This window comes from Caulobacter endophyticus, assembly GCF_003116815.1.
In the GTDB taxonomy this organism is placed as follows: Bacteria; Pseudomonadota; Alphaproteobacteria; order Caulobacterales; family Caulobacteraceae; genus Caulobacter; species Caulobacter endophyticus.
The window spans coordinates 24,335-47,205 of sequence record NZ_QDKQ01000016.1 but is presented as its reverse complement, the minus strand read 5'-3'; the positions used below and the strand labels follow the sequence as shown (position 1 = coordinate 47,205).

The window sequence follows — 22,871 nt, the reverse complement described above, 5'->3', positions numbered from 1 at the left end:
TCTGGCGCCCCGGCCCGTTGTCACTAAGCCTTTCAGCGATTGGGAGCCGCGCGTGCCGACCAAGCCCAAACCGTCCCGTCGCGTGAGGATCAAGCCCTATGACGGCCCGGCCGGCGGCTGGGGATCGCTGAAATCGATCGCTCGTGTAGCGAGCGATGAAGAGGTCCTGCCCGCGGGCGAGCTTTTACGCCAGAACAAGACGGGCGGCTTCATGTGCGTCAGCTGCGCCTGGCCCAAGCCCGCCAAGCCTCACCTGGCGGAATTTTGTGAAAACGGGGCCAAGGCAACCTTGTGGGACCTGACCCGTCGGCGCGCCGATCCCGAGTTCTTCGCCGCTCATCGGCTCGCCGAGCTCCGCGACTGGAGCGACTATGATCTCGAACAGGCCGGCCGGCTGACCCATCCGATGCGCTACGACGTCGCGTCAGACCGCTACGTCCCCTGCGCCTGGGACGAAGCCTTCGCCGCCATAGGGGCGAGCCTGAGGACGCTGGAACCAAAGAAGGTCGTCTTCTACGCCTCGGGCCGGGCCTCCCTTGAGACCTCCTATATGTACGCCCTGCTGGCGCGCATGTACGGCAGCCAGAACCTGCCCGACAGTTCCAACATGTGCCACGAAAGCACCTCGGTTGGCCTGAAAAAGTCGATCGGGTCGCCCGTCGGCACGGTGGTGCTGGAGGATTTCGAGCAGACCGACGCCCTCTTCTTCTTTGGCCAGAACGTCGGATCCAACAGCCCGCGCTTCCTGCATGATCTTCAGGCTTGCGCCCGGCGCGGCGTGCCGATCGTCACCTTCAACCCGCTACGCGAGGCGGGCCTGGAAAAGTTCGTCAATCCGCAGTCGCCGTTCCAGATGTTGACCGGCAAGGCCACGCCGATCAGTTCGCAATATCACCAGCTAAAGGCCGGAGGCGACCTGGCGGTCCTGACAGGTCTATGCAAGCACTTGATCGAGGCCGACGATCAGGCCCGGCTGAACGGCGCGCCGCCGGTTCTGGACCATGGCTTCATCGCCGCCTGCGACGGCTACGGACCGTTCGCGACCTTCTGCCGACAAACCGGCTGGAAAAGTATCGAGGCCGAGAGCGGCCTTTCACAAGCCGATATCGCCGCGGCCGCGGAGGTGTACGCCAAGGCCGAGCGCGCGATCATCGTCTACGGCATGGGCGTCACCCAGCATCACCTGGGCGTCGAGGCCGTCCGGATGATCTGCAATCTCCTTCTGCTGCGCGGCAATGTCGGGCGGCCAGGATCCGGCGCCTGCCCGGTGCGCGGCCATTCCAACGTTCAGGGTCAACGCACGGTCGGGATCACCGAGAAGCCCGAACTGGCGCCGCTGGACGTGCTCAGGGCGATGTACGGATTTGAACCTCCGCGCGAAAAGGGCCTCAACACCGTCGAGGTCTGTGAGGGCCTGCTGAAGAACGAGATCCAAGGCTTCATCGGCCTGGGCGGCAACTTCCTGCGCGCCGTTCCCGACGGCCCCAGGATCGAGGCGGTCTGGGGCCAGCAGGCCCTCACGGTCCAGATCGCCACCAAGCTCAATCGCGGGCATCTGTTCTGCGGTAAGGTCGCCTACCTCCTGCCCTGCCTCAGCCGGATCGAGCGCGACGACCAGGCGACCGGCCCGCAGACGGTGTCGGTCGAGGACTCCACCAGTTGCATCCATGCCTCCGTGGGCGAGCGAGCGCCGGCCAGCCCTCTGCTGATGTCGGAGGCGGCGATCGTCGCGGGCATGGCGAAAGCCGCCCTGCCCCCCAACCCCAAGGTGGACTGGGACGCCTGGGTTGGCGACTATGCCCTGGTCCGCGACGAAATAGCCGTGGCCTATCCGCAGTGGTTCAAGGACTTCAACGCCCGCTTGCGTCAGCCCGGCGGCTTTCATCGCCCCAACAAGGCCCGCATGCGCGACTTCAGCGACGCCGAAGGCGGCAAGGCCAACTTCATCGTGCCATCGGCTCTATCCGCCACGGGTTTCGAAGATGCGCACGACGTCTTTCGTCTGATGACGCTGCGCTCCAACGATCAGTTCAACACCACCGTCTATGGCTACGAGGACCGGTTTCGCGGCGTCAGCGGCGTGCGCGACGTGCTGTTCATAAACCCCGCCGACATCGAAAGATTGGGTCTGGCCGAAGGCCAGCGCGTCAGCCTGGCCACTGTGGCCGCCGACGGCCTTGAGCGCCGTCACGACGGACTTCGCGTCACCCCCTACGACATCCCTGCTGGCTGCCTGGGCGCCTACTATCCCGAATGCAACGGCCTGATTCCGGTTGGCCATCACGCCAGGGAGAGCCATACACCCGCGGCCAAGACCGTACCGGTCCGCGTCATCGCCTGACGCCCGCAGGTTCTGACATCGAGGCCGCCGTGTGCTCAAGGGTCCGGCGCCTGGTCAACAACGCCGGCAAACAGGTCAGCCGCCCTGACATCGGCGCGATCGACAGCGAGCAGTTCGACCACACGCTGAAGACCAATCTCTACGCCATGTTCTGGATCACCCAGGCGGCGAGGCCCCACCTGCGGCCCGGCGCGGCGGTGATCAACACCGCTTCGGTCCAGGCCTATGAACCGTCCGACAACCTGCTCGACTACGCCACCACGAAGGCCGGCATCGTCGCCTTCACCAAGGCCCTGGCCAAGCAACTGATCAAGGCCGGCGTGCGTGTCAACGCCGTGGCGCCCGGCCCGTTCTGGACCGTGCTGCAGCCCAGCGGCGGCCAGACCCAGGAAAAGGTCCAGCACTTCGGCGAACATTCGCAGTTCGGCCGGCCGGGCCAGCCGGTCGAGATCGCGCCCGTCTATGTGCTGCTCGCTTCGCAGGAAGCCAGCTTCACGACCGGCGAGGTCTATGGCGTCACCGGCGGCGCCGGCATCGCCTGAGCGGCGCCCGCGGCAGGACCATGAGCAGATAAGCAACCGGAACCGCGTCGCGCCCGGCGGCTTATCTGGGCACAAGCCGTGCTTCGACGCGGCGTCCTCAAAAGGTGCGACCATGCTCGACACGCCGTCCCCGTCCGAGGCTCCGCTCGACATCACCGCCACCGGCGACGAGGTCAAGATCAGCGGACCGGACGGCCTCATCGTTTCGCTGAGCCGCGAGGCCGCGCGCGCCTCGGCCCGCAAGCTCATCGAAGTCGCCGGCGAGGAAACCTATCAAAAGCCGCTGGGCTGACGCCTTAGCCGCGTTCAGCTCGCGCTGAAGCGCGAGACGAACGCGGGCACTTGGCCGGCCGGCATCGGCTTGGCGAAGTGGTAACCCTGGACGTGGTCGCAGCCGTAACGGCTGAGCGTGGCCAGTTGTTCGGCCTTCTCGACCCCTTCGGCCACCACCTTCATACCCATGCTGGCGCCCAGATTAATAACGGCGCGGACGATGGCGTCGTCCTCAGCGTTCTGGACAAAGGACTTATCGATCTTCAGCCGGTCGACCGGGAACTGGCGCAGATTGGCCAGGGAGGCATAGCCGGTGCCAAAGTCGTCCAGAGCGATCAACACGCCGGTATCGTGCAGCGCGCAGACCGTCTGGGCCACCACATCGGCGCCCCAACCCATATAGACGTTCTCGGTCACCTCGATGGTCAGGCGGCTGGGCGGCACGCCCCAGCGCGCCAGCCGGTCGGCGATTTCGCCGGCCAGGCGGCCCGAGCGAAACTGCTCGGTCGAGACGTTGATGGCCACGCGTCCAAAATCAACGCCGGCGTCCAGCCAAGCGCGCATCTGGCCCAGCGCCCGCTCGAAGGCGACTTCTCCCAGCTTCAGCGCCAGATCGGTGTCCTCGAACGCGGCCATGAAGGCGCCAGGGGCCAGAACGCCCTGCTCGGGATGGTTCCAGCGCATCAAGGCCTCGAAACCGGCCACGACGTTCGAGCCGATATCGACGACGGGCTGGTAGTAGAGATCAAACTCGCCCTGCTCGAGACCCAGGCGGACCTCCCGCAGCAGCTCGACCCGCTGTTCGACCTGGGTCCGCATCGCCGGCTGGAAGACGACACAGCGGTTACGTCCGCCGGCTTTGGCTTCGTAGAGGGCGACGTCGGCGTTCTTGAGTAGATGAAGCGGATCGCAGTCGTGATCCTCGTGCAGGGCCGCGCCGATGCTGGCGCTGATCGCGAAGCTGCGGCCCGCGTGCTCGATCGGGGTGCGCAGCAGGGCCTGCAGCGTCTCGATCGGCCGCGCCAGGTCCTCACGCCCCGACAGGCCGCGCAGCACCACGGCGAACTCGTCGCCGCCCAGGCGCGAGACGGTGTCGCCTTTGCGAAAGGCGCGCCGCAGCAGATCCGACAGGCTGAGCAGCAGGGCGTCGCCCGCGTCGTGGCCCAGGGTGTCGTTAATGTCCTTGAAGTGGTCGACGTCGATCATGATCACGCCGAACATTTCCTGGGCGCGCTCGGCCGCGGCGACCGCGTCGTCGAAACTTCTCTGGAAGGCGGCGCGGTTGGGCAAGCGCGTGAGGGTGTCGCGATAGGCCAGGAATTCGATTTGGGCCGAGGCGGCCACGCGGTCGGAGATGTCTTCGTGGGTGGCGACATAGCCGCCGCACGCCAGCGGGGTGTGAGAGACGCGCACGGTGCGGCCATCGGCCAGGCCGTACTCGCCGATCACCGCCTCGCCCGGCGAGGCCGCGGCGCTTTTGGCCAGATGTTCGGCCACGCCCCGCACGGGCCCTTGGTCCGTCTCTATGCAGTGCGCGATAATCGCCTCGCGGCGGGCGCCGGGTTCCGCCAGGTGCTCGGGCAGCCGGTACATCTTGACGAAGGCGCTGTTGCAGAAGGCAAGGCGCCCGTCGGCCCCGACCATGCACAGGCCGTGAGGCAGATTGCCCAGCGCCGCCAGCACCAGTTCCGGGTCGACGCCCTGGCGCCGGCCCGGAAGCGAAATAACATTTGATATCGGCATCTTAGCTCACCCCTGACACGCGGCCACACTGCGCGCGGGATGGCTAACGAAATCTCGCCGTGGCTAGCGACCACGCGTCGCATACGGTCCGGGCGTCGTCTAATCGCCCGATGGCGCCGCATGGCGCGTCGCGCGTCTGAGTTCTGGCCCGCCGTCCGATCCATTCGGCGCAGCGGCTTACCACCGAGTGCGCCGGACCTGTGGCGCCGAGACCTGCACCAGCACCCAATGGCCCGGCACCGGCACGGCGCTGCCCGCGCCGATGACGTTGAGAGCTATCTATCTGTGCCGAAGACGCTTAACCTCAATAGGCTCACCCCAGCTTCAACACATTTATCACTGCCGTTACGAATTTCCCCTGCCCGTACCATACAGCCCCAACAAACAAGCCAACGAGAATTACCTCCAGCGGTAACGGCGCACCAAATCTATCAAAAATTACATTTACAGCATATAGCGCTAAGAAGGCGCCAATCCACCAAATGCCGAGCGATATAATTGAGATCAGCAACTTCATTATTTACTCCCACAATATTTCTCTTTCAGGTCATCATTAAATTTGTCAATTTCCGGCATAAACGCCACAAATAATGCCGCCCCCGCAACAGCTCCGACCGTGCCTGCCCTCCGGCCCATTTTCGCTCCCTTTCGGCGCGCTGGTTCTCAACCTCAAGCGCCGAACGCCTCAGCGTAGGCCGTCTCGAGCCGGCTGATCTCGTCGGACGTCAGGGCCGAGAATTCACGCTCGCGGCCGCGCTGCGAGAGGCGGCCCTCGTTTTGCTCGAAAAACTTGTGCAGCAGTTCGACCTTGGCCATCGGCATGTCGACGACCTGCTGGACCGCCTGGCTGAACGCATCGAAGGCCTGCAGGAAGCGAACCTCCTGGGGCAGGTCGTGGATGATGGTTTGTTCGACGCAGTCGTAAAGAAAGGCCGCGTGGCTCGTCGCGTCGAAGTAGCGATAGTAGTCCGCCGTGTCGTTGAGGACTTCGACATTGCCGCTGTCAGTGGCGCGCCAATCGATCAGCGGCAGCAAGGGCGCCGAGTAAGACTCCAGCACAGCCCGATAGCGCTCGATATGACGCAGGATGACCGCGCTGATGGGGAAGACCAGGCCTGGAGGACTGAAGGCGGCGCGGGCCAGGGCGTGGTGGACCAGCCAGCGATGCAGACGGCCGTTCCCGTCGACATAAGGGTGGATGTAGACGAAGCCGAAGGCGAGGCTGGCGGCGGCGACCACCGGATCCATGCCGCCTTGCGCGGCGCGATGGGCGAATATCGTAAGACCTTCCAGCAAACTGGGCAGATCCTGGGGGCGGGCGCTGATGTGGTCGGGGATCGGTTGGTCGGTGTCGCGATCATGTACGCCCACAAAGCCGCCCTCGTCGCGCAGGCCCAGACGCACGAACCGCGCATCGCCGATGACGACAGCTTGCAGCCGATCTAACTCGGCGACGTCGAGCGCGCGCACGCCGGCCTGGGCGATCGCCTGTCCCCAGCGCGCGGCGCGTTGACCGGACGGGCGCTCGCCCTCAATGGCGAACGAGGACTTGGAGTCATTGAGCAGCAGAAAGGCGGCCGCGCGCGCCATCAAGTCGGCGCGCACTCTGCCCATGGCCGCGCGGGCCTGATCGCCCAGGGCCAGGTTGGAGAGCGCTTGAAGCCCTGGCGTCCGCCGCGCCAGTGGGCAGAAGGCGCGGGTGCCGGGGAGATTGTTGAGGACCTTGTGGCGCGGCGAGGGCTCACCCTGCCCAAGAGCGTATTGTTGGTCAGGATCAAGAACCGTAGCCAGGCGGACCTTGCCCGGATCGGGAACGTCTAGCTGATGTTCGGTCAGCCATTCGTAGAGGAACCAAAGCCGTCGCGCGAAGGCCCCGGTGGGGGCGGCGCGGATGATCGCGGCGATTTCCTCCGGATCGACGGCAGTGAACAGGCGCGAGAGGACCTGAAGGTCTATGCCTTCGTAGCGGAAAGCAAAGGTCAGTTGCGGGCCAAGCTCTGCATGGGGCTGGTGGCGCGGGGTGAGCATCAACCAGTCGTCAGTCGATATCGGATGGTGACGATCCGCGATCGCGGCCAGTCGCGGCGGCAGCGGCAGGACGAGGTCGTATCGTGCGATCAGGGCGCTGTAGCCGGCCAGCGTTCCGCGTTCCGGCAGTAGGCGACCGCGAAAATCCATCACCGCCTGTGCAGGCCAATCACCCACCGAACTCTCCGCGAAATGTGTTCACCATGGTCGGATCGTGAGAAGCGTTCACGATCCGCGAAAATCTATCACAGATAGTGAATTTTGCGAAAAGGGCTCACGGCAAGGTTTGTTCGCCGGAGCACGCTTTTAAGAACGCACCATGAACACTGGAGGCGTCGAGAAATCTGCAAAGCAAGAAAGAAGCGGTCAGCACCATTGGAATGGCCTCATCTTGGAAGGTTCGCATCCGAAGCGTTCCGCGACTGCGCCAGCGTGCTTTATCAGGGACCTCGCTTGAAGACGCGCAGCGCCACGTAGGCCTCTTTGCCGCAGCTTCGGCAGCCGCATCGACCGGCGCCTTCCAGGCTCTCTCTCACCGCCACTGCCTTTCTGAACCCTTTGTATTATCTCAAAATCTAAAGCGCCCTTCGCCCGGCCCCATTTTCGGACCCACTTCCGTCGGGCGCTAGTAGTCCGTCGCCCAGTGAAAAATTTGCTGCCGAGAGCTTCGGCCTGGCTCTCCGAAGGCAAAGGTCACACGTTCGAATCGTGTCGGTTGCGCCAACCGTCTTGTTCAGAAATGCGCGCCCGTAGCTCAGCTGGATAGAGCATCAGACTACGAATCTGAGGGTCGGACGTTCGAATCGTTCCGGGCGCGCCATTTTCTCCAATGAAATCAACAACTTGATACGCTATAACTGGGCACTCCCGACTATTTTGGTGCTTTAGCCGGGGTTTTAGTCGGGGAACTTTCGCCAGATCGAAGGGTCTTGCGGGGCTGCGCACGAACGCGTCGCGGCCAAAGCGTCAGAATGACCCGTGGCGCGGAGTTAAAATGCAGGGTCCTCGGTACACGCCCTGAAATGACGAGGACAGACCGTAAAGGGCAAGTTCGGGCGCCGGCGCCGTGAGGTGACTTTCGGATCGTCTGTTGGGGCATCGATAGGTCGTCATGTGCCCGACACCGGCACGTTTGGCGCAAGTGCCGGGCTGCTATGACGCGGCTAGAATAGATTTTCGGGTCGCCGTTCAGTGTCGGCCATCAAGGTGCCAGACGTCGCAATAGCCTTAAGGCGGGCGCCGGCTTTGGTGCTTGCCCCTTCCAACTGTTCGGGTAGCGACGAAAGCAGGCGCATTGCGTCGACCGGCGCGGAGGATTCGGCATCAAGCCCGAGGAAGGTTCGGGGCATCGAACAGGAGAACATCCAAGGCTTGACCGGCAACGGCGGCGGCTGGTCTGTCGGCGGCTTGAGCAGCGACAACGGGCTCTCGACTGAGCGGAGGATCTTGGTCGCGACGCGGGTGTAGCGAGCGGTGGTATCCGTTTTCTTGTGACCAAGCAGGGCCTGGATCACGCGGATGTCCGTCTTGTTCTCCAGAAGGTGGGTGGCGAAAGAATGCCGGAGCGTGTGCATGGAAACTCGCTTCTCCAGCCCAGCCATGGCCGCCGCCTGCTTGCATATCCGGTCCAACTGGCGGGTTGCGATAGGCTGTCCGGGATCGCGGCCGGGGAAGAGCCACCCCATCGGGCGCGCGTGGCGCCACCAGGCTTGCAACAATTCCAGCAGGTCTGGCGCTAGCATCACGTAACGGTCGGTGCGCCCCTTTCCCTGCTCGACGCGGATCAGCATTCTTGCAGCGTCGATGTCGCTGACCTTGAGATTGGCGATCTCCGAAATACGGAGGCCGCAGCCATAAGCGATGCTGAGGATGGCCTTGTATTTGAGCTTACCGGCGCAATGCAGGAGGAGCGCAACCTCCTCAGGACTGAGCACCTCTGGCAGGCGATTTTCCCCGCGAACCGTCGCCAACTGGCTTCCAAAACTTGGCCGCGCGAGGGTGACCCGAAAGAAGAAGCGCAGGCCAGAAACGCGGCTGTTCATCGTGGCTGGCGACACCCCTTGGTTGGCTAGGTGTAGCTGATAGCGCCGCAAATCCTCTGGCTCGGCCCAGTCGGGCGAGCAATTGATAAACTGAGCGAAATCGGCGACCGCCCGCACGTAGTCGCGCTGGGTGTGGGCGGTGTAGCCACGGATTTTCATGTCCTCCAGCATGCGCTGGCGGAGGGGGCTAATGGGTTGGGAGTTCACGATGGTTCTCCTGTTGGGCAAGTGCCCACCCCAGGCAAACCAGACTGGGCTCGAAATTCGCTCCTATCGAGCCCTAGCTTAGCTCGCGTTGCCTGCGCGCCTGATGCCCCCGACGGCTGAAGCCCCATAAGGCAGGTATGCATTTGACTTGCCGAGGTGACGGCTCAGATCGCTACCGCCAAGGATTGTCGGCGTCGGATCACACCCGCCCTCGTGGCGGAAGACCCTCTTCCGGCCGAAAGCGCAGGTGAGATGGATCGTCAGCGATCCACGGGTGCCACCAGCTGGCGGACGCAGGTGCTCTCGCCACAAGGGCGGGAGTTGACCCAGACCGACACTTGCTCGCGACGCCAATCTGAACGTCGCGAAGCGGTATGTGAGTGCCAACTTCGCTTGATCAGCCCCACCGCGAAGCGTGAGGCCGATGGAATTAAGCTTGTCGCTCATTCTTTGATCAGGAGGCCGAGAAAGACGGCCAAGCGGCTTTTAGCGCTGCTGAGAACTCCGTATCCTTAGCAACCGCGTCAGTCTTCTCGGTTAGGTCGAACTGCTGAATAACCCACGCGGTAATCGCAGCGATTGGTGCGGCGGTGATCTTCGAAACATTGATCTTCGCGATTTGAGTAGGCGTCGGCGCTACGCTGCCGGCGAGATACCACCCGAGCGCGGTAAGTACGTGGAAGCGGAGATTGTTTTTGTAGATGCGCTCGAAGTTCGATGCGTTGAAGTACGCAGTGACGGCGAACATCGCCTCAGCCGCCACTTGGTAGAGCTTGAGCGGATGCGAGGGATCGGAAGGAAAGATGTCGCCGTAGTAAGGGTCTTTCATCAGGCTGGTGGGGCGCGCCCGAGCTACGTTCGGCGTTTCCAGCAACATCGCCGTGACCGCTTGCGCCATGCGGTCGATACCGATCGTGCGGGACGCGGGCTTGTTCAGGTTCTTGTAGTAGTTGCGACGCCGGTCGTAAAAAATGTTGTGCTGCAGCAGCAGTATTTCGATCTGCCGGTGGATTTCTTCGGTGGCGCGCAGCGAATGAGGCTTCACCTTCGTCTGGTAGTTGGTGGCCTTGATTATGCTGTTGATGACGTCTTCGTCGGTGGTCTCTATGATCCGGACCATCACGAGCCGACTGGTGTCAGAGCCGCCGCCGCGCGCCCAGCGGTTCACCTCATAGGAAGTCTGAAGGCCGTTCACGATCAACGGGTTTTGCAGCGTCATTCCGCCGTTGTTGTAGCCCGCTTTGCTCGCGAGGATCGTGACGCCGTTATTGAGCCACCAAAAGTCAATGCCGGGGCGCGGCCCACCAAGGCTCTCGGCAATGTCCTTGTTGACGTCGACCGACCCTTCGTAGTCGCGGACGTTAGCGTCGAAGAATGACGCGCGAATCGCTTTGTTTTCGTCGGCGATGAAGCCGCTGTAGGCCGTTAGGGAAGTTAGGACGACGTAGGAGCTGTTTGGGCCGAACAGTGGTGTTCCAGAAACTGGCAGAACGGCGGAGACAATCTTCTGTCGGCCCGCTAGTTGGTACAGGTCGTGAGCACCAGCAAATGTAAATTTAATTTCGGCGGTTGGAATGATCGCCTTTAGGGTAGTTTCCAGTGCGCTCGCCTTCACCTCGGCGGCATGTGGAACAGCCTCGCCGTTACAGGCATACCAGACTCCGATCTTGAAGTTAGGAAACTGCGGCGCGAGAGTGTTTCTAACCTTATGCCAGAGCTGAAAGGCTTCAATCAGCTTAGCTTTGAACGGCGCGTCTGACTTTGGCGCATTGCGAAGAAGGTCTGGAAGTGAGGCGGCGACTTTATCGACCGGGCCCTCCTTGAAGTTCGCTTCATTTTTCGACTGGACAATGAGCAACTCGACCTCGACGGGGAACTTGAAGTTTCCGAGGTCAGTGTCATCTGCGATAAGGACGCGATTGACGTAGATGAAGACGCTGTCGATGCCGCCGTCCTGACTTCCGTCCACTACTCGTTCGGCGATTTCCTCGATCGAAGGGTCATGGCTGGTCAGAATGACATCGGCGCAAAAGATTTCGAACGCATCGTCGACCTTAAGGGCGGGGTCGTATGCCGAGCGCCGTTCGTTGAAGACAGCCGTAATTAGCTCTTTAGCCGACATGAATGCTCGCAAGTTGAACTAGTGGCCGCACCGCCTCCGTGCCACGGCGCCGACGGTGGTGGTCAGGGTGCGGCGAACCATCTGATTTTCGTAGGTCGCTGTAAATGAGAAGAAGGCCCAACGGCTAGCCGCCAGGAGTGACGGCGAGACTCCGCCACCGGCGGGGTCGCCTCACGACGCGAGGGGGGGGGGGCGAGAATGCGCCAGAACCAACGCATAATAGCGGCGACGAACCACGGGTATTGTGTGTGCCTTCGGCACTTAGACCAAACCGTATGATTCCTCAGAGTTCAGGGATATCCTGGCTCGCTAAAAAGCAGGGCACACAGCGCCCATCGTGCCGCTCGAAGTCTGAGCCTATGACCTCCGTTCGACAGTCGGCACATAGCTGGCGGGGATACTGAAAGCCGCAGGAGGCGCAGCAGGCTTCCTCCAGAACGAAAGTATCGGCCAAGCAGTTCTCGCACTCGATGACCGGTTCGTCGCCACCATCGGTCACGGCGATATAGGCGTCAGCGAATAGAATCCGTTCTAGCGCCTCCGCGATGATGAAGGGCTCCTCCATTCGCTCTCCACATGACCGACAGTCGAGCCTCGCCATATCTTGCCGACTGTTGGTCGGGTCACGCTGCGCGATCAGATCTGAGGCGCAGAAGATGCAGAGGAGATCGTCGAGATTGTCAGCGATCTTGGGAGAAAACCATTGGATTGGAGCTAGGCTGGCGCGACAGCGAGCACGCTCGGCGTCATAGACTTCCTCGGTTTTCAAAAGCACGTCCCAGCAATCGCGGCCCAGAAGCTCTGCGGGGGCATGGCCGAGCACCTCTACGATCAACGCGCGGATGATTCTGGCGGCGGCAGCGATAGTTGCTTGAAGTTCGTTGTGGGAACCGGAAAACCGATAGTGCTCGATGTCGTTGCGCGCCTTCGTCAGTTGCTCAAGCGGCTTCCATTCAACCTTGACCCCAAGCGCCTCGAACCGATCTTGAATCTGCCTTTGGTCAACAGTGTGGGTGCCCTGACCAATCATCATCACCAAACCATTGCGGATCGCAGGTTTGGTCTTCGATTTTATCAGCACCTCGTTGCTGTCAGCCGGAGATAGCCGCCGCAAATGTTCTTTGCACAGGAGTAGAATTCCGGCCTGTACGTTACGGACAGCAGAGAGCACCCTGCGTTGATCTTCGGACTGATAGTCCTCGATTCCGATCTGGATCGATTGGACGGCGTTCTTAATGATCGTGTCCACGATATGATTACCTCGTGAAGTGATCAGCTTCACCTATGTCGGTTGACGAAATGGCAGACAGCAAGTCGTTATCGCCTGCCCCTAGCCTTAGAAGCTTGGCTGGCTATCGTCCAACGGCAACGTCCGCTCCCATGTTTCAAGCGAAGGGCGCTGAACGATGGCTATCCTGCAAAAGCCAAAAAGCACACACTTGGTGGCAAGCGCACGGCTTTGCCTTGATAACGGCGACCGGCTTCTGGAACAGAGATACGATCTCGAATTTCGCGAGCCGAGCGCGACCCGCTTTTACATGGCGATGATCGCGCAGGAGGAGTTCGCGAAAGCGTTCATGCTACTGCTCGTCCGCGACGACGTGATCCCGTTCAGCTCACCTGTTCTAAGGGCTATGAACGATCACACCTGCAAGCAACTCGTCGGCATGATCATGGATTACGTGATCATGCACTGGAATCAGACCGATGAGTTCACGGCGATGATCGCCGCCGACAGCGCCCTTGGTGAGGACCGGTTTCCTGAGGACATAGGCAGCGCGCTTGAACTTCTCCGATATGAGAAGATCGGCCGCTGGGAGAGCCGGGCCTGGGTGTGGGGTGAAGATCCCAGCTACGACAAATCAGCGATTGCCATCGCTGAGGGCAAGAGGGACCGCCTCAAACAGGACGCCTTATATGTCCGCATCGGCAAGGACGGTCGCGTCGTCAGCACGCCGGATAGCTGCAGCCTGGAGGACACGAAGAAGGAGGAAGATCGAGCGGGCCGATACTATGCCCTGGTGCGCGGTGCCCTTGAAGGCGGCGGCCAGACTTATCGATACGACCGGATCGTGAAGGCACTTAAATTCCTCTTCGAACATAAGCTCTAGGCGATCATTCCGGCCGGCGGCGCTTCGAGTGCCTTGCGTTCCTTCTCCAACTCCTTCGCGCGGCTGGCGATCATCACCCGGTATTCGTTGATCGCGTCGAGATCCTTCTTCATGTCGTCCGGTGTCGGGGTCGCGACCTGTTTGCCGACAGCCTGGTCGTGGCCGGAGAATTCAGACACCCGCTTCATCGCAAAGAAGACGGTCTTGTGGTCTTCGGAAGTGACGGTGATGCTGCGAAGGCTTTGTGTTCGCACATCTGAGCTGTACCGCTCGACGACCTTACCTAAGAGCAACTCCTCGACGAGGCGCTCCCATGTCTCGCGAAGGTCCGTGTAGAAGTCCTTCGCAGCGCGCCGGTAGAGCTCACCCTCGTGGTTGGCGATGCCCTCGATGACCTTGGCACGCTTACGCAGTTCCTCGATACGGGACGAGACTTTCTGGGCCGACCACGGCTCGGCCTCCTCAGAGATCAGGCCAAAGCCACCCGCATTGGTTTTTGTCACGACCCGCCGAACGGTTGGAACGGCGGGGGATGCGGAGGCTGCGAGATGGAGCATCTCGTTGTAGAAAAGCAGGTTGTGCGTGAAGACGATGATCTGCTTTCCCTTGGCGGCTTCTGCGACAAGGCGGGCTGCCACCCGACGGATGCGCAGGTGATCGAGGGATGAAACGGGGTCATCAAAGACGAGGCCGTGATTTGCCTTGTCCGCGCCAACTTCGGCGAGGAAGCAGGCGAGCGCGAGCGCCCTCTGCTCTCCTTCGCTGAGGATCTCCGCGTTGGCAGGAGCGCCGACAGCCGCCTTGAGTTTCACCTCGAAGAAGCTGTTTCCGTCGCGGCTGCGGTCCGAGACCTCAAACGGCATGTAGTTCAGGTCGAGCGCAGCGATCTCTTCCTTGATCCTTGTGTCGAGGCCTTGGGTGACAAGGGCCCGGCGGATAGTCGTAATCTGGGTCGAGACTTGTGCGGTCGACACGAGCTTTGAGCACTCGGACGCGTGCTTGATCGCATGCAGCGTCTTCAGGCGCTCAAGAATCGTCGGTAGGACACCGCTTAGCCATTTTCGGTCAGAGAGCGCTTTGTGCCGCTCGATGTTCGCAGCTTTTTGCGTATCGAGCTTGGCCTGGTCCTTAAGCGACGCCGCCTCCGCCTCCAGTTCCTTGATCGCATCAGCGACGAGGTCGGAGATCCTCGCAAGGGGATCGGCGTCGAATTGGAAGATGCCGCTTCCGGCGGCTTCTTTGAAATCTGCACGTCGCTTATGCGCGGCGATAAAGAAGGCGACGATCTTTGCCGTCAGCGAGGCCTGAGCCTCATTCAAGGCCTTCAGTTCGGCGAGCTGCTGTTCAACGAGCACGCCCGTCGCGATGACCAGAGCGTCGATATCCGCGACGAAATCGGTAAGTTCCTGGACGGCGAGCGTAGCGGCCTTCGTGGCTTCGCCAGCGATGAAGCTGTTGAAGCGCCCCACGCGCTCGGCTGCGTCCTGTGACAACGGCTGCTGGCACAAAGTGCAAGGGTCGCCTGCGTCGGCAGGCAGGTCACCGAACCCAAGCGAAAGTGCATAGTCTCGTGCGTAGCGATACATGAGGCTCCAAGGACTCTTGCCTACGTCTTTCAACGGCTCGCCTGCAAACTGCTCGTTCGCTGCGAACTCGGCAGCCTTCCGTGCCGCGGTCGCCGTTCCCCATTTTGCTTCCAGCTCTTTTGCCTGCTCTTCCGAGAGCGCAGCTTCGGCCGGCGCCATCTGTTCGAGCAGGACCTTCAAGACGGTAGCCCCCCGCTCGAGTCGCGCAGCGATGACCTCCGGCTCCTGGCCCAGGGCGATCGTCAGAGTCTCCAGCTCATTGGCGTCATCACCTGAAAATTCGCCGAGCTTTGAGACCTCTTCGCTCGTCGGCAGATTGGTCTCTTTCGGCGTGAGCTTGGCGAAGAGCTGCGCTACTGCACCACCTGGCCCGAAGCCGACCGGCAGCGCGGTTTTGCAGGCCGCTTCGTGGTCTTTCTTTTCTTTCTGGAATTTTGCGTCCATCTCGCTTCGATGGGCCGCGTGACGCTCCAGCAGGGAGATCTCTGCGGGCAGGAAGCCGATACGGTTGTCCTTATCGACATAGAGGCGCGCATTGCTCGTGTCGAAAACGGAAATGCTTTTCACCGCCGCCGGCGGGTCTTCTCCATCTGTCCAGTTGACCCCGACGGGTTCATCGACACCTCCCGGCATGAACCGGATGAGCGCCTTGGCAGGTGGCTTGTCGCCCTCGGCAAAGACGTTGCCTTGCAGAGTATCGGTTGTGATGCTGCGACAGACCTTTTTGGTCACGCGGCAATAGCCGCTCTTGCCGCTGCCGTTATCGCCATAAATGAGCGTAATGCCATTGAGGCAGAAGCTCAGCTTTTGATCGCCAGCCAGCCGTCCGATGTTTTCCACAGGGCCAAGGGAGCAGAGGAGTGCGCGCTCTCCCTCGGCCGGCCTGAACGTGATGTGCTTCGCTTCAATTGGCGCATGATCGAGCGGCTTCTCGAAAGCCGCTCCGGCTGCTTGGCGAACACGGGAGATAATTTCGTCACCATCGGCAGCGCTCAGCGCATGGTTTGGCGACTGAGCATGCCGTCGGAGTGCATCACGAGCCCAATCAACCTGCCTATCAGCCCATTTCAGAAGTGGATGCGCATCAGCCATGCCGCACTACACCACCATAAGGCGCAGCTTGGTAGGGACTAGCGCGAGCAATGTCTCATTTAGGGGGCGTGGCGGGATGCAGTCGCTTGTTTACGGCCGGAGCGTGACAATGCCCGCGCGCCAGCATTCTAGATCACCGTTTTGCCGGCAAATCTCGACGGCCAGATAAAAGCAGCGCCGTCGGTGGTGGGCCAATCCCTTGCAGGGATTGGGTTTGCAGCGCCGTCGCTAGTTCGACGCAGCTGGCGCTTTAGGCATTTTCCTAGTTAAATCAACAGCGCACGAGCCATCGCTGAATATTAGGCGTGTAGCAGCGTGGTGCGGCGTAAGTCGGCACGACGCCGGTTCGAAACGGCGTGGGACCGCCTCCGGACGGTTGAATGTGACTCTTCGCTGCCCCTGAGAATGTCCGCATACGGCGACAAGGTCGGCGATCGTATGAGCAAACCTGCACCACCACTCTCAGGCCAAAGCGAAGCCCCGGACCAACATCGTTCGAGTACGCGTAACGCCTGGCGAGAAACACTCGGGAAGATGACGGCCACTCCATGCCGAGGTGGCGACGACCGGGGCGTTAGCGTGGGCGTGCAGCGGCGATCCGAGCAAGTTCGGCCAGCCAGCTTATGTCGGCAGGACTCATGCCCGCCAGAAGACGTTCGATTTCGGTGCGGGCCTCGGCCCCGGCCTCCATTTCCACCGGACCTCCAAAAAGGGCGTGCACCGGAACTCCGAGTACCACTGTGAGCTGCTCGATCGTCTCAAATGAGGGCGAGGCCTCGCCCCGTTCAATGCGCGAAATGAGATCGGTGGAACGGCCGATCCGCTCTGCCAGCTGAGCCTGCGTCATGTGCAGGTGCGTCCGGAAACGACGCAGGTTCACCCCAAATGCGACTTGCAACCCCTTCATGATGCCTCCGCCCTCTGAATAGGAGCACGGGCGGGCGGTGAAGAGTGATTTAAATTCTGTATTGTCACGAATTGTAAGAATGCTATTCTGTGTTTGAGCGATATCGCCATTCCGGCGGTCGTCGGGCTTGGTGTCGGTTATGGCGTTGCGGCGAAGCTCATCATCCGGTCCGCGGGGGACAAGACCCCTCTTTGACGACGTGCCCCCCTCCCGGCGTCGGAACATGAAGGCGGTAAAGGGCAAGGACACCGCGCCCGAGCTCACCGTGCGCCGGCTGCTTTACGCACTCGGCTACCGGCACCGCCTGCATGTCCGCGGGCTGCCCGGGCGGCCTGACATCGTCCTGGCCGGACGCCGGGCGGTGATCGAGATCCGGGGCTGCTTCTGGCACCGCCATCCCGACCCGAACTGCCGCAACGCCGTTCTTCCGGCCACGCGCCGCGAGTGGTGGGCCCAAAAGTTGGACGCCAACGTTGCGCGCGACGCCCGCAACCAGAAGGTGCTGGAAGCCATGGGCTGGAAAGTGCTTGTGATCTGGGAGTGCGAGACCCGCGACGTCGCGATGCTCACGCTGCAACTCACCCAGTTTCTCGGACCATCAAAAGCCGCGCAGGAGGAGAACGAATCGCGTTCCGCTCAGGCGCCCCTCGGGCATACTCTGCTACATGATTAAGTTGCCGAATCGAACCGCCGGAAAAGCCGGGACCAGCGACCTGATGGGCCGTGTTGCGACCCAGATGGGGGCGCGGGGGCTGACGCTTCGCGCGGCCGCCGAGTCGATTGGTGTCGGCGCCGCCACGCTCGAAAAGCACATGGCCGGCGAGCACGTCCGCAGTGACTCCGCGCTGAAATACCGCAACTGGCTTGAGGGGCGCGATACGCCGCGCAACGTTTTTGTGCTCACGCCGCGCGATGCGGTGGTTGAGGAAGATGCGCGCGTTGCCCTGCCGACCGCTCCGGCACGCCCCAATCTGGTGGTGGACATCTTTTCCGGCTGTGGCGGCTTGAGTCTGGGCTTTGATCTTCTTGGCGATGGACGTCATTTCCGCACTATTCTCGCAGTCGACAATCAGGCCGCGCCGATCGCCGTTCTCAACCGAAACGCCGCGGTCATGGGTCATGGCTCCGTCGGACCGGGTCGGCAGATGGACCTGACTCAGTTCACCAACGAGTCTGAGTTCCTGGCTTTCTTCATGGAGCATGTCGCCTCGGTGGAGAACGATCCAACCATATCCCGTCGCCTTGACCAACTGGCCGACGGGGCGTTCCCGCGCTTCCGCAAGGCGATCGATCGGGCAGACGCAGCCTATATCCACGATCTCAACGTCGCGCGTCTGACGCCGTCCTGGCGACTCGCCTGCGAAGGCCTCGACAAAGCCGCCCTCGGCCAGACCTCGGTTATCGGCTTTCACGAACAAATGCGCCTTCCGCGCACCGGCGTTCGGCCTGCTTCGCTGCCGGCTGTCCTCTGGGGCGCCCCCTCGACCACGCCCGCGGCCTTGGCTGACGCCCCGCCGCGCGCGCTGGTGCGCGCCATGGAACAGGAATGGGACGTGGCCGTCGCAGGCCTGTCGGCCCGCAAGGAAGCCTCCGGTCGCGGCCAGCTGACCGCCTCGGCGCGCCGGGTCGGCGCCTTCGTCAGTCTGCTGGAATCGGCCGCCATGCAGCCGATGCGCGCGGCGTGGGCCGCCTGGCGCGCCCGGCGCATCGAGCTGCGTGCGGCATTATTCGAGGATCCGGCCTTCGCCGCCGAATTGCGCAGCCTCTACGAGACCACCTCGCCGGTGTCGGTGCTAGTCGGCGGTCCGCCCTGCCAGGGCTTCAGCCGCATTGGTCGCGGCAAAATCCGTAGCCTGCGTGAGGCCATGGTCCATGTGCAGGGCGACGCAGAGGCCGGCGACGCCCGCAACCTGCTTTTCCGTCAGTACGTCATGGTGCTGGGCGCCCTGCGTCCGGACGTCTTCCTGTTTGAGAACGTCCAGCATTTCCAGTCGACCGTAAAGACCGATGGGGCTGAATTCCAGGCCACCGAGGTACTCGCCGAAGCCATCGCCAACATGTCCGATGGCGCGGTCTCCTATGGCGTCTCCTCCCGCGTACTGGACGCCTCGCGTCACGGCGTGCCGCAAACACGGCAGCGCTATTTCATGAGCGGCGTGCGTGTGGACGGCGCTCAGACCGAGGATCAGGCCGAGGAAATCCTGCGCCTGCGCCGCATGGCCGAGGTCACGCTCGGCGAGGCGCTCGCGGGTCTGCCGCAGCCCGACTTCGTGGGCGGCGACACCGTTAGACGCGAAGGTGGGGAGGGCGTCGCGACCGTTCGCGGCGGCCCCCACGGTGAAGACGATTTCGCCGACTGGATCCGTCGTGCCCCGCCCGGTGGCGAGGTCGCCGAGGAAGTCGACGGTCATATCGCCCGTTCGGCCCGCGCCGATGACGCCGCCTTCTTCGCTCTTATGGGGCCCGGCAAGCGCTGGATGGACTACCGGGCCGACGACGCCCCCACCGTCCAGGCGCTGCGCGGCGTGATGGACGTGCTCTGCGCTCTGCCGAAAACCGCCCTGGCCGACCTCCGCGCCGCCGCTGCGCGCGCCGGCCAGGCGCTACCCAACGCCGAGGATCTGGATGACCTGCGCGGCCGCGTTGACGGCTCGCTCAGCCTGCGCCTCCTGCTGGAGCAGGCGAGCGAGAAGCTGGGCGCGCCCCACCATCTGCTGACTGACACCTACCTAGCCAAGCGTGACGGCCATCATGGCGACTGGGTGGCCCGAATGGATTCCGGCCGCCCCTCCAAGACCATGGTCAGCCACATGGGTAAGGACACCTACGGCTATGTGCACCCGTCGGCTCCGCGCACCATCTCGGTGCGTGAGGCCGCCCGGGTTCAGACCTTCCCGGACTGGTTCTCATTCGGAGATGCTGCGCTCACCGACGCCTTCAAGATGGTCGGCAACGCCGTGCCGCCGTTGCTCAGCCACGGTATCGCCGCCAAGGTCGCAGTGGTGCTGGCCGAGCGCCGCGCTGCGCGCTGCACCGAGGACAAACGTCGCGCCCAGGTCTGATCAGGCGGCCAGCGGGGCTACGTTGGCGGTTATCCGGGCGGCTATATGCGTGCACAGGTTTAGGCGAGCGGCCTGACCCGATGGGCCCGCATCGATCAAGGTCGGCAGATGTACGCCCGTGACATAGAGGCTGGCGCCAAGGCCGCTGACCGTGAAGTCCCGGACCATGATGGAACCGTCTTCGGCGGGGCGGGCGAGCGGGCAGAACACCAATCCGGTCTTCGCCTGGTGCGTAGCAAGATAGGTCGTCAGCTGATAGGCGTCGCTCTCTGACAAGGCAAAGCCGTCCGCGCCGTCCAGTATCCGCTTCCACTTGGCGTCGCCGACCGCACTGGGGCCCCCTTTCAGTGGGCCGAACAGGAAGTCGGGGCGCAGAGGCATCATCCGGCCGGACGCGTGTTCGAGCAACATGTGGCCAGGTCGCTTGAGGCCCAGCCCGTGCGCCCCCAGTCCATCGCGGAAGATGCGGCGCAGAACCCGCTCGAAGAGATCATGCAGGGTGAAAAGCACAGCAACCGCGTCGTGCGCGCCCGCGCGGCCAGGATCGGGCGATACCTGCCGCAGCAGCATATCGGCCAGTTCCAGCAGAGGCTTCCATCGCGCTTCGGTCGGCTGCAGCACTAGGCGCGCAATGTCGCCGCGCTGAGGCGTCACCCATCGGACATGATCCATTTCGTGCAGCAGGCTCCGTGCCATACGGCGCGTGGGCGCCTGACGGGTCCTGACGCTGACCTGGGCAATCAGCCACTTGATGATGCCCGAGAGGGGGTTGTCCTCGCTGAGCGGCGCATGGCGGACGTACAGCTCAAAGTCCTTGCCCGGCGCGCGACGGGCCAGGTGACGCATCTCGATGCGACCACGCACGGCCGAAGAAACCTCCTCGCGGACTTGGTAGCGCCGCGGCAGGCCTTCGCGCAAGTTTGCGGCCGCCTCACGCACGGCCCAGGCCAGAATGATCTCCACGATCGTCAACTCGCCGGGGGCCGTCTTCGCCCGAAGAACGGCCAGCCGGTCCAGCAGTCCGCCGAAGCGCAAAAGGTCCGATAGGAAAATCGACGCTTCGCCAGGTGGGTTGTCATCATGGGTCTTGGGTAGGATCTCCACGATCAGGCCGCCCAGGTCCACCACGCCGACCACGCCCCGGGCGTACAGCTGACGCCCCCTGGTCTCGAAGGCCTTGAAGCCCCCACGCAGCGCCGCCTGTTCAAGTCGTTCCCTGACAGCGGCGGTGTTCCACGGATCGGGAAGTGCGACGCGGCCGTACTCAAGCGCTCTGACGATAGTCGGGCCGCGTCGCATCAGACGGTCGCGACCGCCGCGGGCAGAGCGGCACGCAGCTTATCGGCGCTCCAATCACCGCCCGCTGGGTTCCACCAGCCCGCCGGCTCGACCAGAGCAGCGGCTTCATGATGGCCGAGATCCTGCAGCTTCGCGCCAAGATCCCCCAGATCGTCGACCTCGAAGAAGCCTTCGCCGACGACGAACTCCACCTGGGTCCAATCCGAACGGAAAAGGTCGACGAGAAACGGCACGGCCTTCTTGCGAAGCGTGTGAGCCAGAGCTTTCAGCCGCCCATCTTCGTCGGCAGTGTAGCCTTCACGCTCACGCAGATCCTCAAGCTTGCTTTCCATGTAGTCGGCGTGGCCGATAAGGTTTTCCGACCCATTCAGCGCCGCCAGATGCCGGTTTAGGCCGGTGAAGAGCGCGCGTACATTCACCCCACCGTACGCCGTCGGCGTCAGTGACGGATCCGGCGGCACCATCTCGAACTCAAACCGGCGGCGTAGAGCAAGGTCCACCGCTGAAAGCGACTTGTCGGCCGTGTTCATGGTGCCAATGATCGATAGCTGGGCCGGGACTGAAAGCGGCTTACCCGAATAGGTCAGACTGACCTGTCGCGCCTCGGTCGCACCCTGACGCTTGTCGAATTCGAGCAGCGTGATCAGTTCGCCAAACACACGGCTGAGATCCGCCCGGTTAATTTCATCAATGACCAAGACGACCTCGGCCGCTTCGACCGCCGCGCCTTCTTGTTGCAGGGCCTCGTAGACCGCAGCGTGGCGGCCGGCGTTGGTCCAGAAGGTGCTCGGAAGCCCGACGGCTGCAGCGACCTCCTTCTTTCGATCGTTCTCCTTGCCGGGGATCCTCAGATCCTTCACCGGCACCTTCATGTCTGCAAGTCGGGCCAAGGTCCAGAAGTCGACATAGCCCTGCGCGGGTTCCTCGCTCTCGATGGCGTCCCGGCGATTGTTGGCGATGGTGGCAAGCACCAGTCCGCCGGCTTCGACATGGGTGACGCGGTAGCGGCCAAGCTCTTGGCCAACGTGAAAGCGGTTGGCGCTCACCGCGGCGCTGGCGGCCTGGCAGGCGCGCAGGAAGGGACCTGGAACAATGGAGTAGGCCACATTCCCGGCCGGCGTCTCTTCGGGCCTGAACCCCTCAACGAAATCTTCGTAGGAGTAGCTGGGATGGAAGGTCACCCAGATGATGCGTCCCTCCTTGACCAGTTCTTCGTGGACGCTCTGCACGTCCTTGGGCGCGATACCCGGGCGCAGGATCCGCACAGCCTCCCGAGCGGCGCTCCAGGTCTTGCCGGTTCCTGGCGGACCCGCGAAAACTTTCATAACCGCCATGACTGCCCCCGACTCGTCTACGTTGCGAGAATGGCGTCTTCGCTAAGCTAAGTCACGCGCTCGGGTTGTCTGCTATCACCGCTACCTGGGGCCAGTGCTGGCCACGCTGCAGATCGCGGACTCGACGCCAGCGGTCTGTCCTGGCCCGTCGCAGCCGCAATTTCTGCTAGGCGCGATTGGCG

General features: G+C 62.7%; 16 protein-coding genes and 1 tRNA gene. 7 read left to right on the top strand and 10 right to left on the bottom strand.

The features are described from left to right. Positions 1-52 precede the first annotated feature (52 nt). The 3 genes from DDF67_RS02905 to DDF67_RS02895 all read left to right on the top strand — a co-directional run bounded on the left by DDF67_RS02905 (position 53) and on the right by DDF67_RS02895 (position 3,175). The gene (locus DDF67_RS02905; protein WP_199229127.1) at positions 53-2,341 is read left to right on the top strand and encodes an FdhF/YdeP family oxidoreductase; all 2,289 of its coding nucleotides are present in this window, start codon (positions 53-55) and stop codon (positions 2,339-2,341) included. Between the two features lie 29 nt (positions 2,342-2,370). Continuing rightward, positions 2,371-2,883, top strand: a complete 513-nt coding sequence (locus DDF67_RS02900) for an SDR family oxidoreductase (RefSeq protein ID WP_233247525.1) — start codon at positions 2,371-2,373, stop codon at positions 2,881-2,883. A 112-nt stretch (positions 2,884-2,995) separates the two neighbouring features. Then, positions 2,996-3,175: a hypothetical protein gene (locus DDF67_RS02895; RefSeq protein WP_109099455.1), complete on the top strand. Its 180-nt coding sequence runs from the start codon at positions 2,996-2,998 to the stop codon at positions 3,173-3,175. Positions 3,176-3,189: 14 nt separating this feature from the next. Here DDF67_RS02895 and DDF67_RS02890 read toward each other — a convergent pair whose 3' ends face one another. The 3 genes from DDF67_RS02890 to DDF67_RS02885 form a co-directional block, all read right to left on the bottom strand. Further along, positions 3,190-4,899, bottom strand: a complete 1,710-nt coding sequence (locus DDF67_RS02890) for a putative bifunctional diguanylate cyclase/phosphodiesterase (RefSeq protein WP_109099454.1) — start codon at positions 4,897-4,899, stop codon at positions 3,190-3,192. Between the two features lie 313 nt (positions 4,900-5,212). Then, positions 5,213-5,416: a hypothetical protein gene (locus DDF67_RS25245; protein WP_146197940.1), complete on the bottom strand. Its 204-nt coding sequence runs from the start codon at positions 5,414-5,416 to the stop codon at positions 5,213-5,215. Positions 5,417-5,568: 152 nt separating this feature from the next. Further along, positions 5,569-7,104: a Fic family protein gene (locus tag DDF67_RS02885; RefSeq protein ID WP_233247524.1), complete on the bottom strand. Its 1,536-nt coding sequence runs from the start codon at positions 7,102-7,104 to the stop codon at positions 5,569-5,571. Positions 7,105-7,670: 566 nt separating this feature from the next. Here DDF67_RS02885 and DDF67_RS02880 point away from each other — a divergent pair. Beyond that, positions 7,671-7,747: transfer RNA gene (locus DDF67_RS02880), tRNA-Arg, on the top strand. Between the two features lie 343 nt (positions 7,748-8,090). On the opposite strand, the gene DDF67_RS02875 is transcribed toward DDF67_RS02880, so the two are convergent. The 3 genes from DDF67_RS02875 to DDF67_RS02865 form a co-directional block, all read right to left on the bottom strand. Further along, a complete protein-coding gene (locus tag DDF67_RS02875; protein ID WP_199229126.1) occupies positions 8,091-9,176 on the bottom strand; it encodes a tyrosine-type recombinase/integrase in 1,086 nt (361 codons plus the stop codon). A gap of 454 nt (positions 9,177-9,630) precedes the next feature. Then, the gene (locus tag DDF67_RS02870) at positions 9,631-11,298 is read right to left on the bottom strand and encodes an AIPR family protein (protein ID WP_109099452.1); all 1,668 of its coding nucleotides are present in this window, start codon (positions 11,296-11,298) and stop codon (positions 9,631-9,633) included. Between the two features lie 283 nt (positions 11,299-11,581). Further along, complete coding sequence (locus DDF67_RS02865; protein WP_146197939.1) at positions 11,582-12,547, bottom strand: hypothetical protein; 966 nt, start codon at positions 12,545-12,547, stop codon at positions 11,582-11,584. A 157-nt stretch (positions 12,548-12,704) separates the two neighbouring features. Between DDF67_RS02865 and DDF67_RS02860 the strand changes: the two genes are divergently transcribed. Further along, positions 12,705-13,409, top strand: a complete 705-nt coding sequence (locus tag DDF67_RS02860) for a hypothetical protein (protein ID WP_109099450.1) — start codon at positions 12,705-12,707, stop codon at positions 13,407-13,409. Here the strand turns inward: DDF67_RS02860 and DDF67_RS02855 are convergent. Together DDF67_RS02855 and DDF67_RS02850 are read right to left on the bottom strand one after the other, a co-directional pair. Next, positions 13,406-16,087, bottom strand: a complete 2,682-nt coding sequence (locus DDF67_RS02855; RefSeq protein ID WP_109099449.1) for an AAA family ATPase — start codon at positions 16,085-16,087, stop codon at positions 13,406-13,408. The two genes, DDF67_RS02860 and DDF67_RS02855, sit on opposite strands and share 4 nt — an antisense overlap. A gap of 574 nt (positions 16,088-16,661) precedes the next feature. Beyond that, entirely contained in the window at positions 16,662-16,994 is a 333-nt protein-coding gene (locus DDF67_RS02850) for a helix-turn-helix domain-containing protein (protein ID WP_109099448.1), read from the bottom strand. 199 nt (positions 16,995-17,193) lie between these two features. On the opposite strand from DDF67_RS02850, the gene DDF67_RS02845 reads away from it, so the two are divergent. Both DDF67_RS02845 and DDF67_RS02840 read left to right on the top strand, forming a co-directional pair. Next, on the top strand, positions 17,194-17,667 hold the full coding sequence (locus tag DDF67_RS02845) for a very short patch repair endonuclease (protein WP_269845432.1): 474 nt from the start codon (positions 17,194-17,196) through the stop codon (positions 17,665-17,667). Beyond that, a complete protein-coding gene (locus tag DDF67_RS02840; RefSeq protein ID WP_109099446.1) occupies positions 17,660-20,056 on the top strand; it encodes a DNA cytosine methyltransferase in 2,397 nt (798 codons plus the stop codon). Before DDF67_RS02845 ends, DDF67_RS02840 begins: the two co-directional genes overlap by 8 nt. On the opposite strand, the gene DDF67_RS02835 is transcribed toward DDF67_RS02840, so the two are convergent. Then, positions 20,057-21,355 (bottom strand): McrC family protein, encoded by a 1,299-nt coding sequence (locus DDF67_RS02835; protein ID WP_109099445.1) that lies wholly within the window; start codon positions 21,353-21,355, stop codon positions 20,057-20,059. It abuts the gene before it with no gap. Further along, positions 21,355-22,689, bottom strand: coding sequence for an McrB family protein (locus DDF67_RS02830; RefSeq protein WP_109099444.1), 1,335 nt, complete (start codon positions 22,687-22,689; stop codon positions 21,355-21,357). The genes DDF67_RS02835 and DDF67_RS02830 overlap by 1 nt, the downstream gene beginning before the upstream one ends. Positions 22,690-22,871 lie beyond the last annotated feature (182 nt).

Coding starts and splice junctions, on each gene's coding strand:
- DDF67_RS02895 (WP_109099455.1), top strand. CDS start 2,996: ATGCTCGACACGCCGTCCCCGTCCGAGGCTCCGCTCGACATCACCGCC.
- DDF67_RS02890 (WP_109099454.1), bottom strand. CDS start 4,899: ATGCCGATATCAAATGTTATTTCGCTTCCGGGCCGGCGCCAGGGCGTC.
- DDF67_RS25245 (WP_146197940.1), bottom strand. CDS start 5,416: ATGAAGTTGCTGATCTCAATTATATCGCTCGGCATTTGGTGGATTGGC.
- DDF67_RS02870 (WP_109099452.1), bottom strand. CDS start 11,298: ATGTCGGCTAAAGAGCTAATTACGGCTGTCTTCAACGAACGGCGCTCG.
- DDF67_RS02860 (WP_109099450.1), top strand. CDS start 12,705: ATGGCTATCCTGCAAAAGCCAAAAAGCACACACTTGGTGGCAAGCGCA.
- DDF67_RS02855 (WP_109099449.1), bottom strand. CDS start 16,087: ATGGCTGATGCGCATCCACTTCTGAAATGGGCTGATAGGCAGGTTGAT.
- DDF67_RS02850 (WP_109099448.1), bottom strand. CDS start 16,994: ATGAAGGGGTTGCAAGTCGCATTTGGGGTGAACCTGCGTCGTTTCCGG.
- DDF67_RS02840 (WP_109099446.1), top strand. CDS start 17,660: ATGATTAAGTTGCCGAATCGAACCGCCGGAAAAGCCGGGACCAGCGAC.
- DDF67_RS02835 (WP_109099445.1), bottom strand. CDS start 21,355: ATGCGACGCGGCCCGACTATCGTCAGAGCGCTTGAGTACGGCCGCGTC.
- DDF67_RS02830 (WP_109099444.1), bottom strand. CDS start 22,689: ATGGCGGTTATGAAAGTTTTCGCGGGTCCGCCAGGAACCGGCAAGACC.